At 61.7% G+C, this 25,187-nt stretch carries 21 protein-coding genes and 1 tRNA gene; 12 read left to right on the top strand and 10 right to left on the bottom strand.

Annotated features, from left to right (window positions below; genetic code table 11):
• Window positions 1-43: 43 nt before the first annotated feature.
• The 5 genes from LZ012_RS12695 to LZ012_RS12675 form a co-directional block, all read right to left on the bottom strand.
• The gene (locus tag LZ012_RS12695; RefSeq protein ID WP_275711180.1) at window positions 44-1,864 is read right to left on the bottom strand and encodes an L-lactate permease; all 1,821 of its coding nucleotides are present in this window, start codon (window positions 1,862-1,864) and stop codon (window positions 44-46) included.
• Between the two features lie 136 nt (window positions 1,865-2,000).
• Window positions 2,001-4,772 carry an FAD-binding and (Fe-S)-binding domain-containing protein gene (locus LZ012_RS12690; protein WP_275711179.1) on the bottom strand — a complete coding sequence of 924 codons (2,772 nt, stop codon included), beginning with the start codon at window positions 4,770-4,772 and terminating at the stop codon, window positions 2,001-2,003.
• Window positions 4,773-4,866: 94 nt separating this feature from the next.
• Window positions 4,867-6,309 (bottom strand): LutB/LldF family L-lactate oxidation iron-sulfur protein, encoded by a 1,443-nt coding sequence (locus LZ012_RS12685; RefSeq protein WP_275711178.1) that lies wholly within the window; start codon window positions 6,307-6,309, stop codon window positions 4,867-4,869.
• Entirely contained in the window at window positions 6,306-6,974 is a 669-nt protein-coding gene (locus LZ012_RS12680; RefSeq protein WP_275711177.1) for a LutC/YkgG family protein, read from the bottom strand. The genes LZ012_RS12685 and LZ012_RS12680 overlap by 4 nt, the downstream gene beginning before the upstream one ends.
• Window positions 6,971-7,756 (bottom strand): (Fe-S)-binding protein, encoded by a 786-nt coding sequence (locus LZ012_RS12675; protein WP_275711175.1) that lies wholly within the window; start codon window positions 7,754-7,756, stop codon window positions 6,971-6,973. The genes LZ012_RS12680 and LZ012_RS12675 overlap by 4 nt, the downstream gene beginning before the upstream one ends.
• Before the next feature lie 176 nt (window positions 7,757-7,932).
• Between LZ012_RS12675 and LZ012_RS12670 the strand changes: the two genes are divergently transcribed.
• Window positions 7,933-8,700 carry an FCD domain-containing protein gene (locus tag LZ012_RS12670; protein ID WP_275711174.1) on the top strand — a complete coding sequence of 256 codons (768 nt, stop codon included), beginning with the start codon at window positions 7,933-7,935 and terminating at the stop codon, window positions 8,698-8,700.
• Window positions 8,701-8,734: 34 nt separating this feature from the next.
• The gene (gene ppsA, locus LZ012_RS12665) at window positions 8,735-11,110 is read left to right on the top strand and encodes a phosphoenolpyruvate synthase (protein ID WP_275711173.1); all 2,376 of its coding nucleotides are present in this window, start codon (window positions 8,735-8,737) and stop codon (window positions 11,108-11,110) included.
• A 121-nt stretch (window positions 11,111-11,231) separates the two neighbouring features.
• Here the strand turns inward: ppsA and LZ012_RS12660 are convergent, their stop codons facing one another.
• Window positions 11,232-11,705 (bottom strand): c-type cytochrome, encoded by a 474-nt coding sequence (locus LZ012_RS12660; RefSeq protein WP_275711172.1) that lies wholly within the window; start codon window positions 11,703-11,705, stop codon window positions 11,232-11,234.
• 83 nt (window positions 11,706-11,788) lie between these two features.
• Here LZ012_RS12660 and LZ012_RS12655 point away from each other — a divergent pair, with 83 nt between their 5' ends.
• Window positions 11,789-12,406 (top strand): c-type cytochrome, encoded by a 618-nt coding sequence (locus tag LZ012_RS12655; protein ID WP_275711171.1) that lies wholly within the window; start codon window positions 11,789-11,791, stop codon window positions 12,404-12,406.
• A 204-nt stretch (window positions 12,407-12,610) separates the two neighbouring features.
• Here the strand turns inward: LZ012_RS12655 and LZ012_RS12650 are convergent, their stop codons facing one another.
• From LZ012_RS12650 to LZ012_RS12640, 3 genes are all read right to left on the bottom strand, one after another.
• Window positions 12,611-13,255 (bottom strand): PEP-CTERM sorting domain-containing protein, encoded by a 645-nt coding sequence (locus LZ012_RS12650; protein WP_275711170.1) that lies wholly within the window; start codon window positions 13,253-13,255, stop codon window positions 12,611-12,613.
• A gap of 504 nt (window positions 13,256-13,759) precedes the next feature.
• Window positions 13,760-14,170, bottom strand: coding sequence for an FKBP-type peptidyl-prolyl cis-trans isomerase (locus tag LZ012_RS12645; RefSeq protein ID WP_275711169.1), 411 nt, complete (start codon window positions 14,168-14,170; stop codon window positions 13,760-13,762).
• A gap of 20 nt (window positions 14,171-14,190) precedes the next feature.
• On the bottom strand, window positions 14,191-14,586 hold the full coding sequence (locus LZ012_RS12640; protein WP_275711168.1) for a hypothetical protein: 396 nt from the start codon (window positions 14,584-14,586) through the stop codon (window positions 14,191-14,193).
• A gap of 196 nt (window positions 14,587-14,782) precedes the next feature.
• Here LZ012_RS12640 and LZ012_RS12635 point away from each other — a divergent pair, with 196 nt between their 5' ends.
• The gene (locus LZ012_RS12635) at window positions 14,783-16,072 is read left to right on the top strand and encodes a malonyl-CoA decarboxylase (RefSeq protein WP_275711769.1); all 1,290 of its coding nucleotides are present in this window, start codon (window positions 14,783-14,785) and stop codon (window positions 16,070-16,072) included.
• 146 nt (window positions 16,073-16,218) lie between these two features.
• Here LZ012_RS12635 and LZ012_RS12630 read toward each other — a convergent pair whose 3' ends face one another.
• Window positions 16,219-17,109: a DMT family transporter gene (locus tag LZ012_RS12630; protein ID WP_275711167.1), complete on the bottom strand. Its 891-nt coding sequence runs from the start codon at window positions 17,107-17,109 to the stop codon at window positions 16,219-16,221.
• Between the two features lie 147 nt (window positions 17,110-17,256).
• Between LZ012_RS12630 and LZ012_RS12625 the strand changes: the two genes are divergently transcribed.
• From LZ012_RS12625 to LZ012_RS12590, 8 genes are all read left to right on the top strand, one after another.
• Window positions 17,257-19,182, top strand: a complete 1,926-nt coding sequence (locus LZ012_RS12625) for a DNA repair helicase YoaA (RefSeq protein ID WP_275711166.1) — start codon at window positions 17,257-17,259, stop codon at window positions 19,180-19,182.
• The gene (locus tag LZ012_RS12620) at window positions 19,179-20,312 is read left to right on the top strand and encodes an ATP-grasp domain-containing protein (RefSeq protein WP_275711165.1); all 1,134 of its coding nucleotides are present in this window, start codon (window positions 19,179-19,181) and stop codon (window positions 20,310-20,312) included. The genes LZ012_RS12625 and LZ012_RS12620 overlap by 4 nt, the downstream gene beginning before the upstream one ends.
• Window positions 20,313-20,329: 17 nt before the next feature.
• Window positions 20,330-20,836 (top strand): molybdopterin-guanine dinucleotide biosynthesis protein B, encoded by a 507-nt coding sequence (mobB, locus tag LZ012_RS12615; RefSeq protein WP_275711164.1) that lies wholly within the window; start codon window positions 20,330-20,332, stop codon window positions 20,834-20,836.
• Window positions 20,830-22,038 (top strand): molybdopterin molybdotransferase MoeA, encoded by a 1,209-nt coding sequence (locus LZ012_RS12610; protein WP_275711163.1) that lies wholly within the window; start codon window positions 20,830-20,832, stop codon window positions 22,036-22,038. Before mobB ends, LZ012_RS12610 begins: the two co-directional genes overlap by 7 nt.
• Window positions 22,035-22,283: a molybdopterin converting factor subunit 1 gene (moaD, locus tag LZ012_RS12605; RefSeq protein WP_275711162.1), complete on the top strand. Its 249-nt coding sequence runs from the start codon at window positions 22,035-22,037 to the stop codon at window positions 22,281-22,283. Before LZ012_RS12610 ends, moaD begins: the two co-directional genes overlap by 4 nt.
• Window positions 22,284-22,297: 14 nt before the next feature.
• Window positions 22,298-23,197: a ribosome biogenesis GTPase YlqF gene (gene ylqF / locus LZ012_RS12600; RefSeq protein WP_275711161.1), complete on the top strand. Its 900-nt coding sequence runs from the start codon at window positions 22,298-22,300 to the stop codon at window positions 23,195-23,197.
• A 100-nt stretch (window positions 23,198-23,297) separates the two neighbouring features.
• Window positions 23,298-23,373, top strand: a tRNA-Asn gene (locus tag LZ012_RS12595).
• Window positions 23,374-23,626: 253 nt separating this feature from the next.
• Window positions 23,627-25,051, top strand: coding sequence for a hypothetical protein (locus tag LZ012_RS12590; RefSeq protein ID WP_275711160.1), 1,425 nt, complete (start codon window positions 23,627-23,629; stop codon window positions 25,049-25,051).
• Window positions 25,052-25,187: the final 136 nt, after the last annotated feature.

The raw sequence follows: 25,187 nt of genomic DNA, 5'->3' as shown, positions 1-25,187 counted from the left end.
AGGGGAGGTTCGGGGCGGACCCGCCCCGAACCGACATTTCCGCTTAGTGGAAATGAACCTCGTCATGCCCCTCGACAGGAGCTTCGAGGTTGGCGCCGATGGCACGGGCCAGCAGCGTGACGCAGGTGATGATGCCGACGAAGACGCCCAGCCACATCAGGCCGTCCGGATTGATCGCGGCCTTGGCACCGGCAGCAACGGCGGCAGCAGCGGCGGCGACCGGCTTGACGTAGGCCGGCACGATGCCCGGGAAGACGTACGACCACAGCATGTGCAGCACGCCGACGATGAAGGTCAGGGCCAGCGAGTGCTTGAACGTGAAGCGGAAGATGTCCGATTCCTTGCCGACCAGGCCGGTGGCGCCGGTGGCAACGGCGATCGATTGCGGCGAGATCATCTTGCCGCAGACGCCGCCGCAGGTGTTGGCCGACATGGTGATCACCGGGTCGATGCCGATCTTCTCGGCGGTGACGGCTTGCAGCTTGCCGAACAGCGCGTTGGTCGAGGTGTCGGAACCGGTCATGAAGACGCCGAGCCAGCCGAGGAAGGCGGCGAAGAACGGGAACATGACGCCGGTTTCGGCGAAAGCGTAGCCGAGGGTGATGGCCATGCCCGAGAAGTTCATGATGTAGGCGAAGCCGAGAATGGTGGCGATGGTGACGATCGGCCACTTCAGCGTGGTCAGCGTGTCCTTGGCGACGCCGGCGGCGGTCTTCAGCGAAGCGCCCATGACGACGATGGAGAAGAACCAGGCGAACAGGATCGCGGTGCCGGCAGCGGACAGCACGTTGAAGTTGTACACGGCAGCCTTCGGCTTGCCGGCCTGGTCGATGACCAGCTTGTCGAGACCGGAGACCGGGATCTTGAAGTTGAACACCATTTCGGTGACCTGGTTCAGGGCCTGGTTGACCGGCTTGATACCCCAGGCGCAGACGAACAGCGACAGGATCAGGAACGGTGCCCAGGCGCGGAAGATCTGGCCGCCGGTGTAACGCAGTTCCTGCTTGCCCATGCTCTTCGGCTCATCGGCAAAGTGCCAGCTTTCCTTCGGATGCCAGAACTTCAGGAAGACCACGGTGCACACGATGGAGGACAGGGAAGCGATGATGTCCGGCAGCAGCGGGGCGGTGATCGGCGAGTTGGCCGAGAAGTACTGGGCGATGGCGAAAGAGCCGCCGCTGACGAAGCAGGCGGGCCACACTTCCCAGCCCTTCTTCCAGCCGGCCATGACGATGACCAGGTAGAGCGGGATGAAGATGGAGATCAGCGGCAGGGTGCGGCCGACCATCTGGGACAGGGCGACGTCCGGAATGCCGGCAACCTGGCCACCGACGACGATGGGGATGCCGATCGCGCCCCAGGCCACCGGCGCCGTGTTGGCGAGCAGGCAGATACAGGCAGCGTACAGCGGGTTGAAGCCGAGACCGGCGAGCATCGCGGCGGTGATCGCCACCGGCGTGCCGAAACCGGCAGCACCCTCGATGAAGGCACCGAACGAGAAGGCGATCAGCAGCGCCTGCAGGCGGCGGTCATCGGAGATGGAAGCCAGCGAATTCTTGATGACTTCGAACTGGCCGGTCTTCACCGACATGTTGTAGATGAACAGCGCGGTGATGACGATCCAGCACACCGGGAACAGGCCGAAGGCGCCGCCGTACAGCGTGGCCAGGCCAGCCAGGTCGGCCGGCATCTTGTAGACGCCGATGGCGATGGCGATGGCCAGGCCGGTACCGCCGAGGGCCGCGTACTGGCCCTTCATGCGCTTGATGGCCAGCGCCCAGAACAGGAAGAAGATTGGAATCGCCGCGACCAGCGCGGACAAGCCAATGTTGCCGAGCGGGTCGACATTCATTTGCCAAGTCATAGAATTACCCTCATAACAAAAAATAGTCAGATAGCCGTCAGTTTTTACCGATTCCGGCGGCCACAGAGCGTGTCACTGCTTATGCCCGGCCTTGAGTTCGCAGCTCATGGCCGGATTTTCTTTTGTCTCCCCCTCCTCAGCAGGTCATGGCGTCCTCCTTGCGCGAGCAGGCCTCGAGCAGATAGGCGATCGAGCGGTACGTGCGGCCGGTTTCGGCGGTCAACCCGATTTCGCAAGTGCGGTTGGTGGAAACGCCGCAGGCGCAGTTGGCCGGCAGCTCATTGTGAATGTGGCGCAGGGCGTGCTGGTTCAGTTCCGGCACGGCGAAGCCGCGGTCGCCGCCGAAGCCGCAGCAGGTGGTGCTGGACGGTTCGACGATTTCGTCGACGCAGGCCTTGAGCAAGGCGCGCAGCTTGCCGTCGGCGCCGGTGCGCTTGACGCTGCAATTGACGTGCAGGGCGACCGGGCCGGCCTGCTTGGTGATCATCAGGCGCGGCAGCAGGGCGTCGTGGGCGAACTCGTGGAAGTCGTAGAGCTTGATGCGGCCGGCGAGGTGCTTCTGCATTCGCGTCGAACAGGCGCTGGCATCCATGATGACCGGAATGCGGCCGTTGTCGGAGGCCTTCATCAGCGCGGCTTCCAGGGCGTTCGACATGTCCTCGGCTTCCTCGGCCATGCCCTTGCTCGCCAGCGTCTGGCCGCAGCACAGCTGGGTGAAGCCTTCGGGCAGGATGGGCGCGTAGCCGGCACGGATCAGCACTTCCTGGACGACGTCGCCGAGCTGTTTGTCGTTGGCGTCGGCCGGGCCGAAGATGCGGCCGCCGCAGGTCGGGAAATAGACCACCGGATCGCCCTTGGAAGACCGCTGGACGGGCGCTTTGGCCGCCGGCGGCATGGCCTTGCGCCACGCGCCGCCGGTCACCCGGCTGACGAACTTGTCGCCGAGGACGCCGGAAACGGCATGGCCGATGGTGAGGCCGGTGCGGCCGAGGCCGGCGAAGGTGCCGAAATTCTCGCCGCTCCACTGGTACAGGCTGCGGGCGGTGTCGCCAAGCTGGCGGCCGCGCAGGCGGCGGGTCAGGTCGCCGGTGTCGATGCCGACCGGGCAGGCCGTCGAGCACATGCCGCAGGCCGCGCAGGTGTCGAGGCCCATGTAGGCATAGGCTTCGCTCAAGGACTCGGCATGTTCGCCGGCAGCGGCACGACGGGCCAGTTCGCGCACGCTGGTGATGCGCTGGCGCGGGCTTAGGGTCAGCCGGTGCGACGGGCACAGCGGTTCGCAGAAGCCGCATTCGATGCAGCGGTCGACCACGTCCTCGGCGGCAGGCATCGGCTTCAGGTTCTCGAGGTGGGCGTGCGGGTTGTCGTTGATGATGACGCCGGGGTTGAGGCGGCCTTCCGGGTCGAACAGGGCCTTGATGCGGCGCATCAGGTCGGTCGCTTCCTTGCCCCATTCCATTTCGACGAACGGCGCCATGTTGCGGCCGGTGCCGTGCTCGGCCTTCAGCGAGCCGTCGTATTTGTCGACCACCAGCTTGCACAGGTCGTCCATGAAGCGGGCGTAGCGGTCGATCTCGGCCTTGTCGCCGAAGTCCTGGGTGATTACGAAGTGCAGGTTGCCTTCCAGCGCGTGGCCGAAAATGATGCCCTCGTGGTAGCCGTGGTGGCGCAGGAGCGCTTGCAGGTCGAGGGTGGCGTCGGCCAGCGACTCGATCGGGAAGGCGACGTCCTCGATCAGTACCGTGGTGCCGGTGCGGCGCATGGCGCCGACGGCCGGGAAGGTGCCCTTGCGCACCTTCCAGTACATGTCGCAGGTGGCCGGGTCGGTCGAGAACTGGACCGGCTCGACGGTGGCGATGCCGTCCATCGCGGCGACCACGGTGGTGATCTTTTCCTGCAGCCCTTCCGGGGTCGGCGAACGGACTTCGATGAGCAGGGCAGCGGCTTCTTCGCCCAGTTCGCGCATGATGGTCGGCAGGCCGGGCTTGTTCTCGACGGAATGGATGGCCGGGCGGTCGAGCAGTTCGACGGCGGCGACCGGCTGCGGCTTGAGGCGGACGACGGCCTCGCAGGCCGAGCGGATATCCGGGAAGAAGACCAGGGCCGAGGCCTTGCACGGGTCTTCGACCACCGTCTGGTAGGTGATGCGGGTCATGAAGCCGAGGGTGCCCTCGGAGCCGATCATCAGATGGGCGAGGATGTCGATCGGGTCTTCGAAATCGACCAGGGCGTTGAGGCTGTAGCCGGTCGTGTTCTTGATCTTGAATTTGTGGCGGATGCGGTTGGCCAGTGTCGGATTGGCCCGCGTTTCCTTGCCGATCCGGTCGAGTTCGCCGAGCAGGGCGGCATGCGACTGCTTGAAGGCGGCGACGCTGGCCGGGTCTTCGCTATCGAGCAGGGTGCCGTCGGCGAACATGACGCGCAGGCCGGCCAGGGTCTTGTAGCTGTTCTGCGACGTGCCGCAGCACATGCCGGAAGCGTTGTTGGCGGCAATGCCGCCGATCTTGCAGGCACCGATCGACGCCGGGTCGGGGCCGATCTTCTTGCCGAGCGGGGCGAGCCGGCGATTGACTTCGCCGCCAACCATGCCCGGGCCGACGCGCACCTGGCTGGCGTCGTCGGCCAGCTCGAAGGTGGCGAAGCCTTCGCCGATCAGGGCCAGCACGCCGTCCGACAGCGCCTGGCCGGAGAGGCTGGTGCCGGCGGCGCGGAAGGTGACCGGCGTCTGGTTCTGGCGGGCAGCGGCGAGGACGGCGCGCGCCTCGTCCTCGTTTTCGATGACGGCGACGACCTGCGGGATCAGGCGATAGAAGCTGGCGTCGGTGCCGTAGGCGAGACGGCGCAGATCGTCGGTGATCACCTGGCGGGCGGGCAGGTTTTCTTGAAGATTCCGGATTAGTGAATTCATTGTCTTCTGTCTGATAGAGGACTGCTGTGGACGAGCGAATTGAGCGCGGTAAAAAAATCCCGGAAGCCGCTGGGCGGCCTCCGGGCAAGAGGGATTAGTTGCGTTCCTTGATCATGTCGCGCAGACGCTTCGGAGCGGGCTGCAACGGGGTGCGGACCGATGTCCAGCCGGCCTGCTTGCGCGGCATCAGCCAACGGAAACGGCTGGCCAGCCAGGAGGCGGTGCGATACAGCGCGGGCGAGCCGTAGATCGCGCCCCAGGCACGCCAGACGGCCGAGATCTTTGCGTTGTAGCCGGCACCCTGGCCGCGCATCGCCGGATTGGCGTGCGGGGCGGTGAAGGACTCTTCGCGGAGGCGGACGAGCAGTTCGGGAATGGGGATCTTCACCGGGCACACTTCGCCGCAGGCGCCGCACAGCGACGAGGCGGTGGCCATGTTGGCCGTCGCTTCGAGGCCGAGCATGTGCGGCGAAATGATCTTGCCGATCGGCCCCGGGTAGGTCGTGCCGTAGGCGTGGCCGCCGATGCGGGTGTAGACCGGGCAGTGGTTCATGCAGGCGCCGCAGCGGATGCACTGCAGCGTCTTGCGCAGCTGTTCGTCGGCATAGGCCTGGCTGCGGCCGTTGTCGAGCAGCACCAGGTGCACTTCGCCCGGGCCGTCTTTCTCGCCCGGCTTGCGCGGCGACGAGATCATGTTGAAGTAGGTCGAGATGTTCTGGCCGGTGGCCGAGCGGGTGAGCAGCGAGTAGAGCGGCGGTACGTGCTCAAGCTTCTCGACGATCTTCTCGATACCGGTGATGGCGATGTGCACCGGCGGCGCCGTGGTGCACATGCGGCCGTTGCCTTCGTTCTCGACCAGGCATAGCGTGCCGGTTTCGGCGACGGCGAAATTGACGCCGGACAGGCCGATGTCGGCGATCTCGAATTTCTCGCGCAGCACGTTGCGGCCGATCTGGATCAGTGCATCGACGTTGTCGGTGTAATCGACGCCCGGCACCTTGTCGTGGAACAGCTTGGCGATCTGTTCCTTGGTCTTGTGAATGGCCGGCATGATGATGTGCGACGGCTTTTCGCCGGCCAGCTGGACGATGTATTCGCCCATGTCCGACTCCAGCGCACCGATGCCGGCGGCTTCGGCCGCATGGTTCAGTTCGATTTCCTCGCTGACCATGGACTTGCCCTTGACCATCAGCTTGGCCGAGTGCTTCTGGCAGATGCCGAGGATGATGGCGTTGGCTTCTTCCGGCGTTTCGGCCCAGTGCACCTGGATGCCGTTCTTCGTCAGGTTGGTTTCGAGTTGGACGAGCAGTTCTGGCAGCTTGGCCAGGTTGTACTGGCGGACGCGTTCGCCGAGGCTGCGCAGGCTTTCCAGTTCCTCCGGATCGGGGAACTGGGCGGCGCGCTTACTCATCAGGAAGTCCATGGCGCCGCGGAAGCTCTGGCGCAGGAAGGGGTTTTCCACGACATCCTTGGCGCGGGCGCGGAAGCCCTCTGACGGCATGAAATGCAGGGCGTGCGGGGTCTGCGGGGCGTTCATTGTTCGTCTCCGATCATCAGCACGATCAGTTCCTTCGGGCCGTGCGCGCCGTAGGCCAGCGTCTGCTGGATGTCGGCGGTCTTCGAGGGGCCGGAAATGAGCAGCGAATTGGTCGGCAGGCCATCCTTCCAGCCTTCCGTCTGCATGGCTTCGTAAAAAGTGTTGTAGATGTTGGCGGCGTCGAGCAGCACAATGTGCACCGGCGGCACCAGCGACATCAGGCGCGGTTCGTCTGCATCCGGCCACAGGATCAGGGTGCCGGTTTCGGCGATGGCGCCACGGGCAGCAGTAAAGCTGGCCGGGGTTTCGTTGAACATCGCCGGCTTCCAGCTTTCGATGGGCTGCTCGTATGCCGGGCAGGCGATGCCGAGGGCCGGCAATTCGGCCTGGGCACGCGCGCCGTGCGCGGTTGCCGGAGCGACCAGCAGCTTGCCGATCTGCTTGGCGCTGAGCACTTCGTACAGTTTCTGCAGCCAGCCGCCGCGCGACACGGCATAGACCTCGGCGTGGGCCAGTTCGATGAAATGGCGGAAACGCTTGGCCTTGTCGGTAGCGCTCTCGACGCTGCGATGCGTGGCGTACCAGGCGGCGACATCGGGCAGATCGCCGGCCGACGCCGGCGCGTTGGCTTTCAATTTGGCCAGGATACGGTCGCGGGCGCTCATCGTGCGGACTCCTTCGCGGTGCGGCGTAACAGGAAGGTGGCGATGTGTTCGCCGGGCAGGCTGGGGGTCGTGCGACCTTCCTGCTGGTCCTTCCAGGCGGCGTGGCCGAGGATGTTCATCAGGCAGCCGCAATCGGCGCTGACCACGCGCTCGGCGCCGGTCGCCTTCAGGGCCTTGACCTTGTCTTCGACCATGGCGCCGGAGATTTCCGGTTGCTTGACCGAGAAGGTGCCACCGAAGCCGCAGCATTCGGATTCGTGGTCCTGCTGGGCGATCTTGACCTTGGCCAGGCTATTGAGCAGTTTTTTGCCGGTGACGTGCACGCCCATTTCGCGGCGCGCGGAGCAGGAGGTATGCAGCACGACGGTACTGTCGCTGCCCAGGTCTTCCGGCTTGAAGTCGAGGACGTCGACCAGGAACTGGGTCAATTCATAAACGCGGGCGGAAAGCTTTTCAGCAGCCGCCTTGCGGGTCGGATCGTCGGCGAACAGCTTGGGGTAGTGGTGCTTCATCATGCCGGCGCACGAACCGGACGGCACGACGACCGGCCAGTCGTTCGGGAACAGGGTGAGCTGGAGTGCCGCCACCTTGCGCGCTTCGGCGGGGAAGCCGCTGCTATAGGCCGGCTGGCCGCAGCAGGTTTGCTCTTCCGGGAAATGCACGCGGATGCCCTGGCGTTCGAGCAGCGTGATGGCATCCATGCCGGCACCGGGGAAGAACTGGTCTACGACGCAGGTCGCAAAAAAATAGACGTCGGTAGGGTATGCAGATTGGCTGTGCATCTTGTCTCCGTTCAAATTATTTATCGGTCAAATGGTCAGACCAATAATTCGTATGGACGAAATTTTGCGTGAATACCGTGACTTAGTCAATCCGGGATAGGGAAATCCCTATGCTTGCACTTTCTCAAACCGATGTTTAGAATGTGTTGGTCTTACCAATCAATGTGGTCTTACCAATGCCAAACAAGGTGCAGGTTCCGCGTATTTCCGATGCCATCGCTGCCACGCTGGAGCGACGCATCCTCGAAGGCTCGCTGAAGCCCGGCGATCGCCTGCCGCCGGAACGTGAACTGGCGGTCGACCTCGGCGTCTCCCGTCCCAGCCTGCGCGAAGCGATCCAGAAGCTGGCCTCCAAGGGCATGGTGACCAGCCGCCAGGGCGGCGGCACCTATGTGACCGATGTCCTGGACACGAGCTTCTCCGATCCCTGGCAGGACATGATGGTCAAGCACCCCAATTTGCGCGAGGACATGCTCGAGTTCCGCCGCATGCTTGAAGGCCAGGCCGCCGAGTGGGCCGCCGAACGGGCGACCGCTGCCGACCTGCAACTCCTGGAACAGACCTTTGCCGCCCTGATGGATGCCTTCGAATCCGACGACGCCAACAAGCGCTCGGAAGCCGACATCGCCTTCCACCAGGCCATTGGCGATGCCGCACACAACGTGCTGATCGGCCACCTGTCCAGCGCCTTGCTGCACCTGATGCACGACAACATCCGCCTCAACCTCGGCGAACTGAAGGCCGTGCCCGCTGCCAGCCGTTTGCTCAAGGCCCAGCACGAGGCGATCTACAAGGCGGTGCGCGAGAGCAAGCCGCAGGCTGCCCGTTCCGCCGCCGAAACGCATATCGATTTCGTCCGCGAGACGCTGGCCCAGACGCTGCGCTCCGTCGCCCGTCGCGAGACGGCCGAGCGCCGGCTGAGTACCGATTTCTCAACTTCCTGATTTTTCGATTCGATCCCCGAAAGGACCCCTCCCCATGGAACAGCTTGTCATCCCCTTCGAAAAACTGCGCATGACCGACGTCGACCAGGTCGGCGGCAAGAACTCGTCGCTCGGCGAAATGATCAGCCAACTGGCTGACACCGGCGTCCGCGTTCCCGGCGGCTTCGCCACCACCGCCCACGCCTACCGCGTCTTCCTCGCCCAGTCCGGCCTCGATGCCAAGATCAACGCCGTCCTCGACGCCCTCGACGTCGACGATGTGAACGCCCTGGTCAAGGCCGGCGCCGAGATTCGCCAGTGGATCATCGACACCCCGTTCCCGATGGACCTGACCATCGCCGTCACCGAGCAGTATCAGCGCCTGGTTGCCGATTCGACCGCCGACATGTCCTTCGCCGTGCGCTCCTCGGCCACCGCCGAAGACCTGCCGGACGCTTCCTTCGCCGGCCAGCAGGAAACCTTCCTGAACATCGTCGGCCTGGAAAACATCATGCACGCGATCAAGGAAGTGTTCGCTTCCCTGTACAACGACCGTGCCATTTCCTACCGCGTCCACAAGGGCTTCGTGCACGCCGACGTCGCCCTGTCCGCCGGTATCCAGCGCATGGTTCGCTCCGACAAGGGTGCCGCCGGCGTGATGTTCACCCTCGACACCGAATCCGGTTTCCGTGATGCCGTCTTCGTCACCTCCAGCTATGGCCTGGGCGAAACCGTCGTGCAGGGCGCCGTCAATCCGGACGAGTTCTACGTGCACAAGCCGATGCTCGAAGCCGGCAAGAAGGCCGTCGTCCGCCGCAACCTCGGTTCCAAGATGATCAAGATGACTTTCGCCGCCGAAAAGGTCGCCGGCAAGTCCACCATCACTGAGGACGTCGAAGAGTCCCTGCGTCACCAGTTCTCGATCAATGACGAAGAAGTCATGGAGCTGGCCCGTTACGCCCAGATCATCGAAAAGCACTACGGTCGTCCGATGGACATCGAATGGGGCAAGGACGGTGTCGACGGCAAGCTGTACATCCTGCAGGCCCGTCCGGAAACCGTGCAGTCGCAAGCTGCCGCCGGCAAGCAGGAAAAGTTCAAGCTGAAGTCCTTCTCCAAGGTCCTCGCCTCCGGCCGCGCCATCGGCCAGAAGATCGGCGTCGGCCCGGTCCGCGTCGTCAAGGACCCTAAGGAGATGGACCAGGTCAAGCCGGGTGACGTGCTCGTCGCCGACATGACCGACCCGAACTGGGAACCGGTCATGAAGCGCGCTTCCGCCATCGTCACCAACCGTGGCGGCCGCACCTGCCACGCCGCGATCATCGCCCGCGAACTGGGCATCCCGGCCATCGTCGGTTGCGGCGACGCCACCGAAACGCTGACCGAAGGCGAAGTGGTCACCGTCTCCTGCACCGAAGGCGATACCGGCCACGTGTACCGCGGCAGCCTCGACTACGAAATCACCACCCGCGACATCTCGGCCATGCCGGACGTCCCGGTCAAGGTCATGATGAACGTCGGCAACCCGGAACTGGCCTTCGAATTCGCCCAGCTGCCGAACGCCGGCGTCGGTCTGGCCCGCGTCGAGTTCATCATCAACAACGTCATCGGCATCCACCCGAAGGCCATCCTCGACGTCGAGCGCCTGCCGGCTTCTAAGCGCGAGGAAATCAAGCGCCGCGCCCGCGGCTACGCTTCGCCGAAGGACTTCTTCGTCGAAAAGCTGGTCGAAGGCGTGTCCACCATCGCTGCCGCTTTCTGGCCGAATCCGGTCATCGTCCGCCTGTCCGACTTCAAGTCCAACGAATACCGCAAGCTGCTTGGCGGCGAGCTGTACGAGCCGGAAGAAGAAAACCCGATGCTCGGCTTCCGCGGCGCTTCCCGCTACATCGCGCACACCTTCGAAGACTGCTTCGAAATGGAATGCCGCGCCATGAAGCGTGTCCGCGAAGAGATGGGCCTGACCAACGTCCAGCTGATGGTGCCCTTCGTCCGTACCGTCAGTGAAGGCAAGGCCGTTGTCGATCTGCTGGCCGACCATGGCCTGAAGCAGGGCGAAAACGACCTGAAGCTGATCATGATGTGCGAAATCCCGTCCAACGCCCTGTTGGCCGACGATTTCCTGAAAATCTTCGACGGCTTCTCGATCGGCTCCAACGACCTGACCCAGCTCGCCCTCGGCCTCGACCGCGACTCCGGCCTGGTTGCCAACCTCTTCGACGAACGCGACCCGGCCGTCAAGATGCTGCTCGCCATGGCCATTTCCGCTGCCAACAAGGCCGGCAAGTACATCGGCATCTGCGGCCAAGGCCCGTCCGACCACCCGGATCTGGCCGAATGGCTGATGGATCAAGGTATCTCGTCGATCTCCCTGAACCCGGACACCGTGGTCGATACATGGACCCGTCTGGCGACGCACAAGAAGGGCTAAGCACCGCCATGCATGATCGCGCCCTGCGGGGCGCGCTCGGCTGGTAATGCTGAAATGCAACAGGCCGGGAGTTCGCTCCCGGCCTGTTTCTTTTTGGGGTTCGCTTCGCTCCTGGCGAGGCTTAACGTTCCAGCCCCGACTGCTTGTAGTCGTCGTGGCAGTTCTTGCAGGTTCGTGTCATGTCGGCAACGGCAGTCTTCAGGGCCTCCGGGTTGCCCGTTTTGGCTACTTCCTTCAGGCGGGTTGCATCGGCCTGGAATTTTTCGACCTGGGCGCGAAAACGCGGCCAATCCTGCCAGATTTCCGGTTTCGCCTTGGTGTCGCCTTCGTGCGAGCCGGCAACGAAACCGTCGATGCTCGCGCGCGATAGCATTTCCAGGTAGCCGGCGTGGCGATTCAATTCATCGCGGTTCATCGGTATCTTGCCTTTGGCCATCGCCGATACTTGTTCATAGTGCCGCTTGACCATGGTCATCACGGCGCGGCGATAACGGATCGGCTCCTCATAGCGGGCAACTTCCGACCAGGCGGCTGCCGAGAAAACGAGGATCGTAGAAGCGATGAACGATTTGACGAATATTTTTGGTTTGGGCATGGTCGAATCCTTGTCTGGTGCGGTTTTGCACATTATCGCTATCATTCCGCCTGCCCATCAACGTTATCCAAGGAGAGGGATAAATGAAAAACCAGCGTTGGTTTGCTTGCCTGATGCTTTTTGCCGGGGCGAGCGTCATAGCACAGGATGCGCCGTCGATCGTGCGGAACGACTGCGCGCGTTGTCACGGCCTGGATGGAATCGCGACCAAACCGGCGATGCCGCACTTGAACGGGCAACTCGACAGTTACCTGCTCGCGCAAATGAAAAAGATGCAGAAAGGGCGTTTGCCGACCGCGGTTGAGAACCACGTTCCGGCCTCGCTGACGGAAAGCGAACTGGCCGCCATCGCCCAGTACTACCACGCGATCAAGGTTACGCGGCCAGCGCAGGAAACGAACCCGGACAAGGTGGCGCAAGGGGAGATCATATTTCGCAATCGATGCAACGATTGCCACGGCGACAATGGCCGGGAGGCGGACAAGGACGCACCGCTCATGGCAGCCCAGAACCTGCAGCACATGATCCACCAGATCGATTTGTTCGTCAGCGGAAAACGAAAATTCGGCTTCCTGCAGGACGACGCATTCAAAGGCCTGAGCCGGGACGAGCTGGAGGCCGTTGCCCATTTTTTTGCCAGTCAGGATCAGATTGCGCCTGCTGCGGCCGCGGTCGGCGGTGGCAAGAAAAAAAGACGCTAGGTATCGGTCGGGTGGTTGGTGGATTAGTGAGCGTTGTTGATTTCACCAATTCCGGACGCCGCAGGTGAAACACCAGGAACGTCTGTGATGAGAGAAAGGGATTGATCACCATTCCCGGGGCGGTTTGGCAGGGTGGTGATATATTTTGAAGCGAAAATGAAAAAGGCCGGAGAAGCCCGGCCTTTTTCATATCTGGCTTTCTTGTTACGACTGACGCCGCTTTTTGCTCAAGCCCAGGCCGGCAATGCCCAGGCCTAGAAGTGCCAAGGAGCCTGGCTCTGGGACGTCGCCGCCATCGCGGGTGGTGACGTTCAGTGTGGCTGAGAAGAAATCCAGGCGGTCTGCACTGACAGTGTCTTCGATATACAATGTCCAGTCACCAGCAGCATCCAGGCCGTCAAATACGCTGAGGTCACCCTCGGGGCGGAAAGTACCGCTAACTACGCTGCTGCCACCGATAATGTTTGCCGCTTCGTTGTCAAATGTGACGGTCTGACGGCCGGTACCCGGAGTAGAGCCGCTGTACGTGTCTTGATTGACGAGATTGACAGTGGTGCCAAACGGGTTGGTCAGTCGGAAAACGATTTCGCGATTGAATGAACTACCGGTACCGATACATGCGATCCCATTGATGCCGATCGATGGGTCATCACACTTTGCAAAAGTGATCGAAATATTCACATCCGATACTAAGCCACCAGATCCCAGGTTGAGAATCCTGGTGCCGAATGAGGCGTCAAACGAGCCAAAGACGCTGTTGGTGTCCGTTAACAAAGCGGCGTTTGCAGAAAACGCACTAGCCAGAAGGGCGGTGGTAATGAATGTTTTTACGAAGGATGACCGAGACATTTGAATTCCCCTAATTGTTATTTGGCGACGCTTAAAAGCAATTGGTGTGCCATTTTTTAAAAAATTATATTAATTAGGCTGTTGTGTCTCAATGTTTAAAGAATAGATGTAATAGGTGTAAGAATAGTCGACACTGAATTGGGGGGGGCTTGTGAACAAAGTGGCCGCCTCTGACTGGCTTGCCGATCTTGGTGTCGATGATTTGCTCATGTTCCGGGAGCGAGCATTTGCGCCTAGAGCGTGTGTGACATTCCGAGTGCTGCGCTTCGTCTGAAGTCTAATGAGGGGTGACACATTGAGACATGCGCCGGTCGGCAACTACGGCCCCAATCGATGCGGAGTGCGAAGCTGGTGGACGTGTCTGACGATGAGCAACCCTGCCAAAAGGGATAAGTGTAAAGGCCGGAGTTTCTCGGCCTTTTATTGTTGAACTCATCTCTTTGCTTGGGTGTTTTAGCAGTTAGATGGCCCGCACTGGGCATTTTCATGAGGGCGGTGTCTTGCTTAGCGCATCACCCTGAGCAGTTCGACTTCAAAAGTCAGCGTTGCATTGGGCGGCACGGCTCCGCCGGCCCCACGGCTGCCGTAGGCGATTTCCGGCGGGCAGGTCAGCTTGGCCTTGCCGCCTTCGCGCATTTTGGCGACGCCTTCGGTCCAGCAGGGAATGACGCGGTTGAGCGGGAAAGTGGCCGGCTGGCCGCGTTTGTAGGAACTGTCGAATTCGCTGCCATTGGCCAGCGTACCCCGGTAATGGACCTGGACGGTGGACTGGGCGGTCGGCTGTTCGCCGCTGCCGTCCTTCAGCGATTCGTAGATCAGGCCGCTCGGGCTGTGTTCGGTCTGGCCGGCCAGTGCTGAGCAGGCGGTGAGGGCGACGAGGGAGCCGATGGCGATGGTGTGCTGGAGTTTGATCATGGGTCGGAAGTGAGTAGTGGTCAGGGTTGAGTGGTAACGGCGAGGTTGTCGACGAACATCACGCTGGGAAAGGTGCGTTTCAGCAACTTGCTGTAGAAATTAGTCATGGTCGCGCCATCTTCGTAACGTACCCGGCTGCCGACCTTGAGTTCGGTCTTCTGGATGGCGATCCAGACCTTTTCCTTGCTGCCAGTTTTTGCGACTTGGACATAGGTGAATTCGTTGGCGTGGATGACGTCGAGGACCTTGCCTTCATTCGGCATCTCGGCGGCGCTGGGCGGCTTGTCGGGCATGAGCATGTCGCGGGCCTGGGCCGGCGTCGGATGGCCGGCTGGCGGCGCCGCCTGCAAAGGCAGGGCGACGGCAGCCACGAGCAACCACCCATACCGATAAAGATTGTGAGGTCGGTGGGACATGGAACACTCCGAAAATGAGGCAGACGCACGTTTTATCATGCCCGATGGTCGGTTGGATATCCCTCTTCACGGCTGAGCCATCCAGACGAGGCCCATCGCCTGCCGGACGCAGCATTTGCGGCCGCCTTCGGGCAGAATGTGGCCATGGAGGTGAATCATGGTTGCCGGAAACCTGGTCGATAAACTACGTTCCTTGATGGGCGGCAGCGGCGAACGTATTGCGCTGACCGCGCGGGGTGTCGAGCAATTGCGCTCGCAGTTGCGTGACTGTGCCGAAGGGCAGGGCGGCGAGGTGTCGGCGCGCAGCCGGGCGGCCCGCCTGGCGGAAACCTACTTGCACCTCAATGACGAGGGACGGCAACGCTTCCTGAAACTGATCGCCCTCGAGTTCGGCCCCGATCCGGCGAAAGTGGCGACCGCGCACAAGGAGTACCAGAAGGCGGTCGGCACGCCTGATCAGTGGAAGGCGGAAGCCGCCTTGCGCGGTGCCATGCGTTCGTCGCGCATCCGCATCCTGACCCAGTTCAATGCCATGCCGCAGGGTGTCAAATTTCTCGTCGATCTGCGCGCCGATCTGCTGCGCTACCTGGAAAACGACAAGGAACTGGCGGTGCTCGATCGTGAACTGGAGTCGCGCCTATCGGCATGGTTCGATGTCGGCTTTCTCGAATTGCAGCGCATCACCTGGAATTCGCCGGCCGCCTTGCTCGAAAAGCTGATCGAATACGAGGCGGTGCACGAAATCCGCTCATGGACCGACCTGAAGAATCGCCTCGATTCCGACCGCCGACTGTACGCCTTCTTCCACCCGCGCATGCCGGCCGAGCCACTGATCTTCGTCGAGGTGGCGCTGACCGATCATCTCGCCGACAACGTGCAAGCACTGCTTGACGAGAGCGCGCCGGTGTTCGACAACCGCAAGGCCGATACGGCGATCTTCTATTCCATCTCCAATACCCAGGTCGGGCTGCGTGGCGTGTCCTTCGGCAATTTCCTGCTCAAGCGCGTCATCGACGACCTGAAGCGGGATTTCTCCAAACTGGCCCATTTCGCCACGCTGTCACCCATGCCCGGCCTGGCGACGTGGGTGCGCAAGAATCCGGACGTGCTGGCCGGGGCCGGCGTCGAATTACCGCTCGACGAATTGTCCACCGGCGCCTGGGCGACCAACAAGAAACTGGTCCGTGCCCTGCGCGATCCGCTCAACCGCCTGGCCGCCCGCTACCTGGCCAGCGCCAAACAGGGCGGCGGCGAAAACGGTCCGCCCTCCGATCCGGTATCGCGCTTCCATCTCGGCAACGGTGCCCGGGTGGAGCGCCTGAACTACCTCGGCGACAGTTCGGCCAAGGGCTTCCGGCAGTCTTTCGGCCTGATGGTCAATTACCTGTACAGCCCCGAGGATATCGAGGCCAACCTCGAAGCCTTTGCCGGCCAGGGGACGATCGCCATGTCGGCAACGGTGCGTCGCCTGGCGAAGAGCGTTTAGAGGTCGTCGACTGGAAACGCATTCACGAGAAGTGGTGCGCCTATATCGTCAAAAGTCAGGGAGGCGGCTGTTTCCCGAATAGAGTTGATGACAAACACTAGATCGCGTTTGCGACCAGGTAATCCGCATGGCAGGTCGATCCAGGATCACGAGGTGCTGAACAGCGCGAGCAGAACGACGCCGATGATCATGCTGAGCGTGCCGATCAGGCGCGAAGGAAGGAGCGCCTCGCGGAGCACCCGGGTGCCGAGGTATACCCCGATCAGCATTGACAGCTCGCGCAGCGGAGCGATATAGCTGAGAGGGGCCGCCTTGATGGCGAAGAGCACTAGCAGATAAGCCATTGGGGAGAGGATGCCCACTGCCACGATGGCTTTGCGGTTACGCCCCCATTCGGCACGCAGCGCAGAGACGTCGCGCAGGGCCTGTGGCGTCAGCATCAAGGTCCGCAGCCAGAGGCACAGCACGTAGAAAAGCAGCGGCGACAAGCCAAGGGCCTTGATGGCCCATCCATCGAGCAGGGTATAAGCGGCAATGCACAGTCCGGTCAGCGACCCCCACAGCAGTCCTGCCTTGGCGTGTGGCGTCGTGGCTTTGTGCACACGATGGATGCCGGAAATCAGGAAGATGCCTGCCAAAAGAGCCAGAATGCCGATCCAGCCAGCCACGTTCGGCATTTCGCCCAAGACGAGAATTGCGCCCGATACCGAAAAGAGCGGTCCGGTTCCCCTGGCCAACGGATAGACCACCGAAAAGTCGCTCTTCCGGTAGCCTTGTTGCAGGACCAGCGAGTACACCAGGTGCATCAGCGCACTTCCCGCAATCGCCAGCCAGGCAACTGCCGTAAGCGGCACTGCATTTTCAATCCACGCGTAGATGCCGAACGGCACGGCCAGGACGGTGCTGACCAGGCCGAATAGCCAGACGAATGGCAAGCCGCCAGCTGCCTTTTTTGCCAACAGGTTCCAGCTCGCATGGCACAGGGCGCCGGTTACGACAAGGAGGAGAGCGGTTTGATCCAAAGCTGTGGCGGTCATGGCGGGACGATGAGATAGCCAGTGTCGCACAACCATTTCGGAAATCCGGAATGGGGCGTCGCTTCACAGTCCCACAGGCAACACGGGCGGAACATTCGAGGGAGGGCCATCTGGTAGAATTGCGCCTGTTTTTTCCGGTCTTTTTCCTTGTCCTCCCTCCCCGAAATATTCTCGCCCGACGGGCCGCTCGCCCGCGCCATTGGCGGCTACCGCATCCGCCAGCAGCAGGTCGACATGGCCGAGCGCATCGCCGCCGCCATTCATGGCAACTCGGTCTTCATCGCCGAGGCGGGCACCGGCACGGGCAAGACCTTCGCCTACCTGATGCCGGCGCTGCAGTCGAACGGCAAGGTGATCGTGTCCACCGGCACCAAGACCCTGCAGGATCAGTTGTTCAACAAGGACCTGCCGATGGTTCGCGACGTGCTGAAGGCGCCGGTCAAGATCGCCTTGCTCAAGGGGCGCGCCAATTACGTCTGTCCGTATCACCTGAACCGGGCGCTGGCCGACGGCCGTTTCCTGACCCGCGAGGATGCCGCGGATGCCCGCCGCATCTCGGTCTTCGCCAAGACCACGCAGACCGGCGACAAGGCCGAGTGCATCGAGGTCAACGAAAACTCGCCGGTGTGGAACCACGCCACCTCGACGCGCGACAACTGCCTGGGCCAGGATTGCCCGGACTACAAGGAATGCTTCGTCATGCAGGCGCGCAAGGAGGCGATGGCGGCCGACCTGGTGGTGGTCAATCACCACCTGTTCTTCGCCGACGTGATGCTGCGCGACGAAGGCATGGCCGAACTGCTCCCGGCCTGCAACACGGTCATCTTCGACGAAGCGCACCAGTTGCCGGAAGTGGCGACCCTGTTCTTCGGCGACAGCGTATCGACCGCCCAGGTCGTCGATCTGGCGCGCGACGCCAAGGCCGAGGGGCTGACCAGCGCCCGCGATTGCCTCGATATCCAGAGCGGCGCCAAGGCCATGGAAAAAGCGGCGCGCGACCTGCGCCTGTCGGTCGGTGTCGATGCCGGGCGCTTCTCCTACGACCAGTTGCAGGAGCGACCGGAATTCGCCCCGGCGTTGAAACTGCTCGACGAAGAGGTGGCCAAGTACGCCGCCATCCTCGAAACCCAGGCCCAACGGGCCGAAGGCATCGAAAAGTGCTGGCAACGCGCGCTGGAACTGCAACAACGCCTCGCCCAGTGGCAGAACCTGGCCGATCTAGGCTATGTGCGCTGGGGCGAGGCCTTCACCCAGTCGCTGCAACTGAACTCGACGCCGCTCAAGGTCGCCGACATCTTCCGCAAGCAGATGGGCGGCCATCCGCGCGCCTGGATCTTCACCTCCGCCACTTTGGCCGTGCAGGGCAAGTTCCACCACTACTGCGCCGAACTCGGCCTCGGCGACCCGGATTCCGCCTGCTGGCACAGCCCCTTCGACTACGGCGAGCAGGCCGTGCTCTACGTGCCGCTCGGCATGCCCGACCCGAACGCCTGGAACTACACCGAGGCCGTGGTCGACGCCGCCTGGCCGGCGGTCAAGGCGGCCAACGGCGGCGCCTTCTTCCTGTGCACCAGCCTGCGCGCCATGCGCCGTACCCACGAACTGCTCAAGGCCAAGATCGAGGACGAGGGCCTCGACATCCCGCTGCTGGTCCAGGGCGAGGGCAGCAAAAATGACCTGCTGCAGCGCTTCCGCAGTCACGGCAATGCCATCCTGGTCGGTAGCCAGAGCTTCTGGGAAGGCGTCGATGTGCGCGGCGAAGCCTTGTCGCTGGTCGTCATCGACAAGATTCCCTTCGCCCCGCCCGACGATCCGGTCCTCTCGGCGCGTATCGAACAGATGAAGCGCGAAGGCCGCAATGCCTTCATCGAATACCAGTTGCCGCGCGCCGTGATCAACGTCAAGCAGGGGGCCGGCCGCCTGATCCGCGACGAGAACGACAAGGGCGTGCTGATGATCTGCGACCCCCGACTCATATCAAAGCCGTATGGCCGCAAGGTCTGGCAAAGTCTGCCCCCAATGAAGCGGACCCGCGAACTGCAGGTCGTCCTCGACTTTTTCGCCAATCGATGAAAACCACTTTCGATCAACTTCGCGAACGCCAGCCGCAACTGTTCTCGGCGGCGGCCATCACCATCGACTCCGCTGCGATGCAGGCGATGGCCGACCTCATCGCCGCCATCGAGTCGGTCATCGCGCTGCCCGCCTTCCAGGCCCATGCGCTGGCCCAGGCGCCGGAAATCGCCCGCCTGCCGGTCGCGGCGCGCAGCGTCTTCATGGGCTATGACTTCCACCTGACCGACAGCGGCCCCAAGCTGATCGAAATCAACACCAACGCCGGCGGCGGCCTGCTCAACGCCTACCTGTTGGCGGCTCACGGCAAGGCGGCCGAAGGGGCGCGCATCCGCGATGAGTTCGTCGCCATGTTCCGCGAGGAATGGCGCCTGGCACGCGGCGACGCCCCTTTGCGTCGTATCGCCATCGTCGACGACATGCCGGCCGAACAGTTCCTGGCGCCGGAATTCATCCTGTTCAAAGAGCTGTTCGAGCAGCACGGCATCGCCGCCGTGGTGTGCGATCCGTCCGAACTGGCGCGTGACGGCGACGGCCTGTGCCACGCCGGCCAACCCGTCGACCTGATCTACAACCGCCTGACCGATTTCGCCCTCGATGCCACGGAAAACGCCGCCATTCGCACCGTGTTCGAGCAGGGCGGCGTCGTGCTGACGCCGCATCCGCGTGCCCACGCCCTGTATGCCGACAAGCGTAATCTGATGCAGCTGTCCGACGATGCGGCGCTGCAAGCGCTGGGCGTTGATGAAACAACGCGAAACATCCTGCTCGCCGGCATTCCGCAAACCGTGGCTGTAACGCCCGAGCAGGGCGAGGCCTTCTGGGCCGAGCGCAAGCGCTGGTTCTTCAAGCCGCCAGCCGGCTTCGGCAGCCGCGCCGCCTATCGCGGCGACAAGCTGACCAAGCGGGTCTTCGAGGAAATCCTGCACGGCGGCTACATCGCCCAGGAAATCGCGTTGCCGTCCGAGCACGCCGTGCCGCTCGGCGACGGCGAGACGACGATGAAGGCCGACATCCGCTGTTACGTGTACAACGGCCATATCCAGCTGGTGGCCGGGCGCCTCTACCAAGGGCAAACCACCAATTTCCGGACGCCGGGCGGCGGATTCGCCCCGGTGTTCATTGCCTGAGCGAGTAAAATTCCGCCATGAAAGTATTTGGTATCGCCGGCTATTCCGGTTCCGGCAAGACGACCCTGCTGGAAAAACTGATCCCACAGCTGACCGCACGCGGCCTCAAGGTCTCGGTGATCAAGCATGCCCACCACGGCTTCGACATCGACCGTCCGGGCAAGGATTCCTGGCGCCACCGCGAGGCGGGGGCGACTGAAGTGCTGCTGTCCTGTGGCGACCGCTGGGCGCTGATGCACGAGCGGCGCGAGGAACCCGAGCCGACCCTCGATGAACTGCTCGGCCACCTGTCGCCATGCGATCTTGTGCTGATCGAAGGCTTCAAACAGGAACCGGTGCCCAAGCTGGAAGTCTATCGGCCGGAAAACGGCAAGCCGCCGCTGTTCCCCGAGCGCACCGACATCGTGGCCGTTGCCACCGATGCCGACATCGCCACCGATCTGCCCAAGCTGCCGCTCAACGATTTCGTCGCCATTGCCGATTTCGTCGTCAAAACCATGCAATTGCAGGAACGCCCATGCTGAGTTTCGAACAAGCCCTGGAAAAACTGCTGGCTGCCGCGCAGCCGGTCGAGGAAATCCGCCGTGTGCCCCTGATGGCCGCTGCCGGCCGGGTGCTGGCCGTGGCCCAGCATTCGACGGTCGCCGTGCCGCCGCTCGACAACTCTGCCATGGATGGTTATGCCGTGCGCACGGCTGACATCACCGCCGCCGGTGTTTGCCTGCCGGTCAGCCAGCGTATTCCGGCCGGCACGGTCGGTGCAGAACTTAAGCCGGGAACCATAGCCCGCATCTTCACTGGCGCGCCGATTCCGGAAGGCGCCGACGCCGTGATCATGCAGGAATACTGCGAGCAAGGCGAGGGCGGGGTGGTCGTCAATCAAGTGCCGCAGGTCGGCCAAAACGTCCGCCGGGCGGGCGAAGACATCGCCATCGGCAGCGAAATACTGCCCGCCGGCATCAAACTGAGGCCGCAGGAAATCGCCCTGGCCGCTTCCGCCGGCCTGCCGGAACTGCCCGTCTACCGCCGCGTGCGCGTCGGCGTCTTCTTCACCGGCGACGAACTGGTGCAGCCCGGCGAGCCTCTGCCGCCGGGCGCCATCTACAACTCCAACCGCTACGCGCTGCGCACCCTGCTCGAAGGGCTGGGTTGCGAAGTGCGCGATCTCGGTGCCGTCGCCGATAACCTGGAAGCCACCCGCGACGCCATGCGCCGCGCCGCGGCCGACAACGATCTGGTCATCACCAGCGGCGGTGTTTCCGTCGGCGAGGAAGATCACGTCAAGCCGGCGGTCGAGGCCGAAGGCAAGCTCGATATGTGGAAGATCGCCATCAAGCCGGGCAAGCCGCTCGCCTTCGGCGAAATCCGCAAGGAGGGCGGCCACGCCTGGTTCATCGGCCTGCCCGGCAACCCGGTGTCGGCCTTCGTCACCTGCCTGATGGTCGTCCGGCCCTTCCTGCTGCGCCTGCAAGGCTTGTCCAGCGTGATGCCGCGCGTCCTGAACCTGCCGTCCGCGTCGGTATGGAGCAAGCCGGACCCCGCCCGCCTCGAATTCCTGCGCGCCCGCATCGACGAGCAGGGCGCCGTCGAGCTGTTCCGCAACCAGGGGGCGGCGGCCGTGCCCTCGCTGTGCTGGAGCGACGGCGTCGTCTTCAATCCGCCGGGCCAGACCATCGCCGTCGGCGACACCCTGCGCTTCGCCTCCTTCGCGGAGTTGCTGGCATGAGCGTGAAAATTCTCTACTTCGCCGGCCTCAAGGAAAAACTGGGCGTGCCGGGCGAAAGCGTCGATCTGCCGGCCGATATCGCCACCGTCGGCAGCCTGCGCGACTGGCTGGTCGGCCATGGGCGCGATGCGCTGGGCAGCGCCAAGAACCTGCGCTGCGCCGTCAATCAGGACATGGCGAAGCTTGACGCTGCAATCAAGGATGGCGACGAAATCGCCTTCTTCCCGCCGGTGACCGGCGGATAAACCAAGGAACAAGCATGTCCATCCAATGGTATCCGGGGCACATGACCTCGGCCCGCAAAAAGGCCGGCGAAACGCTGGCCGTGGCCGATGTCGTGGTCGAGGTGCTCGACGCCCGCCTGCCGCAGGCGAGCAGCAACCCGATGATCCACGAGCTGCGCAACTTCCGTCAGCGCCCCTGTCTGAAGCTGCTCAACAAGGCCGACCTGGCCGATCCGGAAGCGACCAAGGCCTGGCTGGCCTATTTCGACGCCCAGCCCAACGTCAAGGCTGTCGCCATCTCCTGCAAGAAACCCGGCGACGTGGCGCGGATTCCCGCCTTGGCCCAGAAGCTGGCGCCGCACCGCAACGACGCCGTCAAGCCGCTGCGCCTGATGATCATGGGCATCCCCAACGTCGGCAAATCGACTCTGATGAACGCGCTGGTCAAGAAGAAGGTGGCGGCGGTCGGCGACCAGCCGGCGGTGACCAAGAGCCAGCAGCGCATCGACATCAGCAACCGTCTGACCCTGTACGACACCCCCGGCATGCTGTGGCCGAAGATCGACCACCCCATCGACGGCCTGATGCTCGCCGCCAGCCACGCTGTCGGCGTCAATGCCTACATCGGCGAAGACGTCGCCACCTGGCTCGCCGGCTTCCTGCTCGACCAATACCCGGCCCTGCTCAAGGCCCGCTACGGATTCGCCACGGACGACATGGACGCCGTTGCTGTCCTCGAAGGCGTGGCCAAGAAACGCGGCTGCATCATCAAGGGGCGAGGCGGCGAACTCGACCTCGAAAAGGCCTCCGGCATCCTGCTCACCGACTACCGCAGCGGCACGCTGGGACGAATCAGCCTGGAAACCCCAAGCCTGCGCGCCCAGCGTGCCGAGGCCTTGGCCAAGGCGGCGCCAGTGGTCGCCGACGAGGACTGAATTTCCGGTAATGCTGTTTGGAGAAGCTTGCCATTGCGCCTTCTCCGAAGTTTTGTATATAATGCGCGCCCTGTCGTCAGCAATTGCCGACAGTACCGATTCCTCGATAGCTCAGTCGGTAGAGCGCCGGACTGTTAATCCGTAGGTCCCTGGTTCGAGCCCAGGTCGAGGAGCCAACCCAATACAGATTTGGGCACTTCGTAAGAGGTGCCCTTTTTTGTTTCTGCGATGGCCGTAGCCAAGGCTGCATTACTGCTAATCCTCACAACCTCATTTTGTGCCTTGCGAGCTGCGGCGCTGCCATCTCTATCACAGCAATGTTTCGTTGAGGTGAAAATGCAAATCGTATATTCTCTTGTTCTGTATTTTTCGATGTATCTATAGCCCTCGTGTCATTTGGACGGGGTACCTCATTCTTAACGAGAAAAAATGAATACACCACACGGATTAAGTCTCCCAGATCGATATGACATGCTGAAGAGAGTGGCTACGGGTCACATGACAGAGATCATTTCGGCGGTCGATGATTCTCTTGAGCATATAGATGAGTTGCATGGAGAGATGATAAGTTCTTCGCGTGGAGCATTTCTTATTTTGAGGGGGGATTCAGGTACAGGGAAATCAACCTTTATACATACTGTTGGACTGTTTCGGGATGGCGTTGAAACAAAAACGGTAACGAAAGATGAGGATGTTGGGCGCGTATTGGGCTCGCTGAAAGCCACTGGTGCCGGCCTGCGCATCATTGTTCTTGAAGGCAGAGAGGCCTTGACTGATATTTCAAACGAGCTGCTTGAGAAAGATATTCACGCAATTAATTCGTTTATTAGAACAACAAACGGCGAGAAAACGTTAATCGCGTGGCCCGTCAACCGCGATGATCTTGCTGAACGACTCTCTAGTCTTGCTTCTGAGCTTGGGGCTGAGTCCCTTGTTGGGTTGGGCGATCCTATTTATAGGTTTTCTGGTCCACTCAAAGAGAAATATATTGAGATTGCCAATAATACGATTTCACTCCTAAACCAAGGGGAGAATATTCATGATCTCGGTATTTCCTCTGTTCGCGCTGAAGAGCTGCTGGCTGAGTCCAATACCATTGGATTATTTCTCGCCAAAATACGAAAGGATTTGCTTGCTAACCAGCGTGAAATTAGCAGGCTGGCAAAAAAAGAAAAATGCCGTGTGTGGGTGGTCGTATTGGCGGGCAATGATCCTGATGGTGATATAGACGGAATTACTCGAGGGACAATGTATTCGGCCGATATAGACCGTATGTTATCCGTAACGAATGCAAATATCGTACAAGACCTCAAGCAGTATCCAGAGAAATTGGGAATGCTTGGAAGCTATTTTGATGCGCGAATTTTGCATTTCCCTGTGCTTGCCGCCCTTGCTTCTGTCCGAACATTCGCTGATGAACCGTTAAAGAATACAATGAAGGCGGCAGGGATGTCTGCTACTCCAGAAAAGGACGTTGCAGACCGAGTTTCCGAAACGAATTTATTCAATTCATTTAAAAATAACCCAATCAGAGCAAGAAAAGTAGGGGGTAAAATTGGCCCGAACTCGATAATTGCTTTTGAAAAGTTAACTACGATCGCGGCGAGTAATGATGTGGCGCTAAATCGAGCTATTGCTGAGTGCTTGAAGGTATTAGGTCTCTGTACCGACTACAAAGTAGAAGATGATTTTGGTGTTGGGTTAAGTAGGCGTACAGACATAGTTTTATCCACTGCCGAGGGATCAATTCGCTTAGAAATGATGTGGAGAAAAAAGACGGGTCGTGCAGAGATTGCTAATTATGTTTTGACTAAACTATACAACTATGGAAAAGCTATTGGTTATCTTGCTTAACAATTGCGGTGAGCCGGGTTTCTAAGCAATACAGAAAATTGTTTGCCAGTCCCTGCTTATTCGCTCGGGGCGTGCCCTGCAGGTTGGAGTGCTCAACTTTTCAGTTCTTAGAACTTTTTGAGGTGCGAGCTAATAG

The sequence above is a fragment of the Dechloromonas hankyongensis genome (genome assembly GCF_022012295.1).
GTDB classification, from domain to species: Bacteria; Pseudomonadota; Gammaproteobacteria; order Burkholderiales; family Rhodocyclaceae; genus Azonexus; species Azonexus hankyongensis.
This window is presented reverse-complemented; position numbering and strand designations above follow the sequence as displayed.

What these genes read in the sequence shown, in the direction of transcription:
- LZ012_RS12695 (WP_275711180.1), bottom strand. Translation starts at nt 1,864, where the DNA reads ATGACTTGGCAAATGAATGTCGACCCGCTCGGCAACATTGGCTTGTCC.
- LZ012_RS12690 (WP_275711179.1), bottom strand. Translation starts at nt 4,772, where the DNA reads ATGAATTCACTAATCCGGAATCTTCAAGAAAACCTGCCCGCCCGCCAG.
- LZ012_RS12685 (WP_275711178.1), bottom strand. Translation starts at nt 6,309, where the DNA reads ATGAACGCCCCGCAGACCCCGCACGCCCTGCATTTCATGCCGTCAGAG.
- LZ012_RS12680 (WP_275711177.1), bottom strand. Translation starts at nt 6,974, where the DNA reads ATGAGCGCCCGCGACCGTATCCTGGCCAAATTGAAAGCCAACGCGCCG.
- LZ012_RS12675 (WP_275711175.1), bottom strand. Translation starts at nt 7,756, where the DNA reads ATGCACAGCCAATCTGCATACCCTACCGACGTCTATTTTTTTGCGACC.
- LZ012_RS12670 (WP_275711174.1), top strand. Translation starts at nt 7,933, where the DNA reads ATGCCAAACAAGGTGCAGGTTCCGCGTATTTCCGATGCCATCGCTGCC.
- ppsA (WP_275711173.1), top strand. Translation starts at nt 8,735, where the DNA reads ATGGAACAGCTTGTCATCCCCTTCGAAAAACTGCGCATGACCGACGTC.
- LZ012_RS12660 (WP_275711172.1), bottom strand. Translation starts at nt 11,705, where the DNA reads ATGCCCAAACCAAAAATATTCGTCAAATCGTTCATCGCTTCTACGATC.
- LZ012_RS12655 (WP_275711171.1), top strand. Translation starts at nt 11,789, where the DNA reads ATGAAAAACCAGCGTTGGTTTGCTTGCCTGATGCTTTTTGCCGGGGCG.
- LZ012_RS12650 (WP_275711170.1), bottom strand. Translation starts at nt 13,255, where the DNA reads ATGTCTCGGTCATCCTTCGTAAAAACATTCATTACCACCGCCCTTCTG.
- LZ012_RS12645 (WP_275711169.1), bottom strand. Translation starts at nt 14,170, where the DNA reads ATGATCAAACTCCAGCACACCATCGCCATCGGCTCCCTCGTCGCCCTC.
- LZ012_RS12640 (WP_275711168.1), bottom strand. Translation starts at nt 14,586, where the DNA reads ATGTCCCACCGACCTCACAATCTTTATCGGTATGGGTGGTTGCTCGTG.
- LZ012_RS12635 (WP_275711769.1), top strand. Translation starts at nt 14,783, where the DNA reads ATGGGCGGCAGCGGCGAACGTATTGCGCTGACCGCGCGGGGTGTCGAG.
- LZ012_RS12630 (WP_275711167.1), bottom strand. Translation starts at nt 17,109, where the DNA reads ATGACCGCCACAGCTTTGGATCAAACCGCTCTCCTCCTTGTCGTAACC.
- LZ012_RS12620 (WP_275711165.1), top strand. Translation starts at nt 19,179, where the DNA reads ATGAAAACCACTTTCGATCAACTTCGCGAACGCCAGCCGCAACTGTTC.
- mobB (WP_275711164.1), top strand. Translation starts at nt 20,330, where the DNA reads ATGAAAGTATTTGGTATCGCCGGCTATTCCGGTTCCGGCAAGACGACC.
- LZ012_RS12610 (WP_275711163.1), top strand. Translation starts at nt 20,830, where the DNA reads ATGCTGAGTTTCGAACAAGCCCTGGAAAAACTGCTGGCTGCCGCGCAG.
- moaD (WP_275711162.1), top strand. Translation starts at nt 22,035, where the DNA reads ATGAGCGTGAAAATTCTCTACTTCGCCGGCCTCAAGGAAAAACTGGGC.
- ylqF (WP_275711161.1), top strand. Translation starts at nt 22,298, where the DNA reads ATGTCCATCCAATGGTATCCGGGGCACATGACCTCGGCCCGCAAAAAG.
- LZ012_RS12590 (WP_275711160.1), top strand. Translation starts at nt 23,627, where the DNA reads ATGAATACACCACACGGATTAAGTCTCCCAGATCGATATGACATGCTG.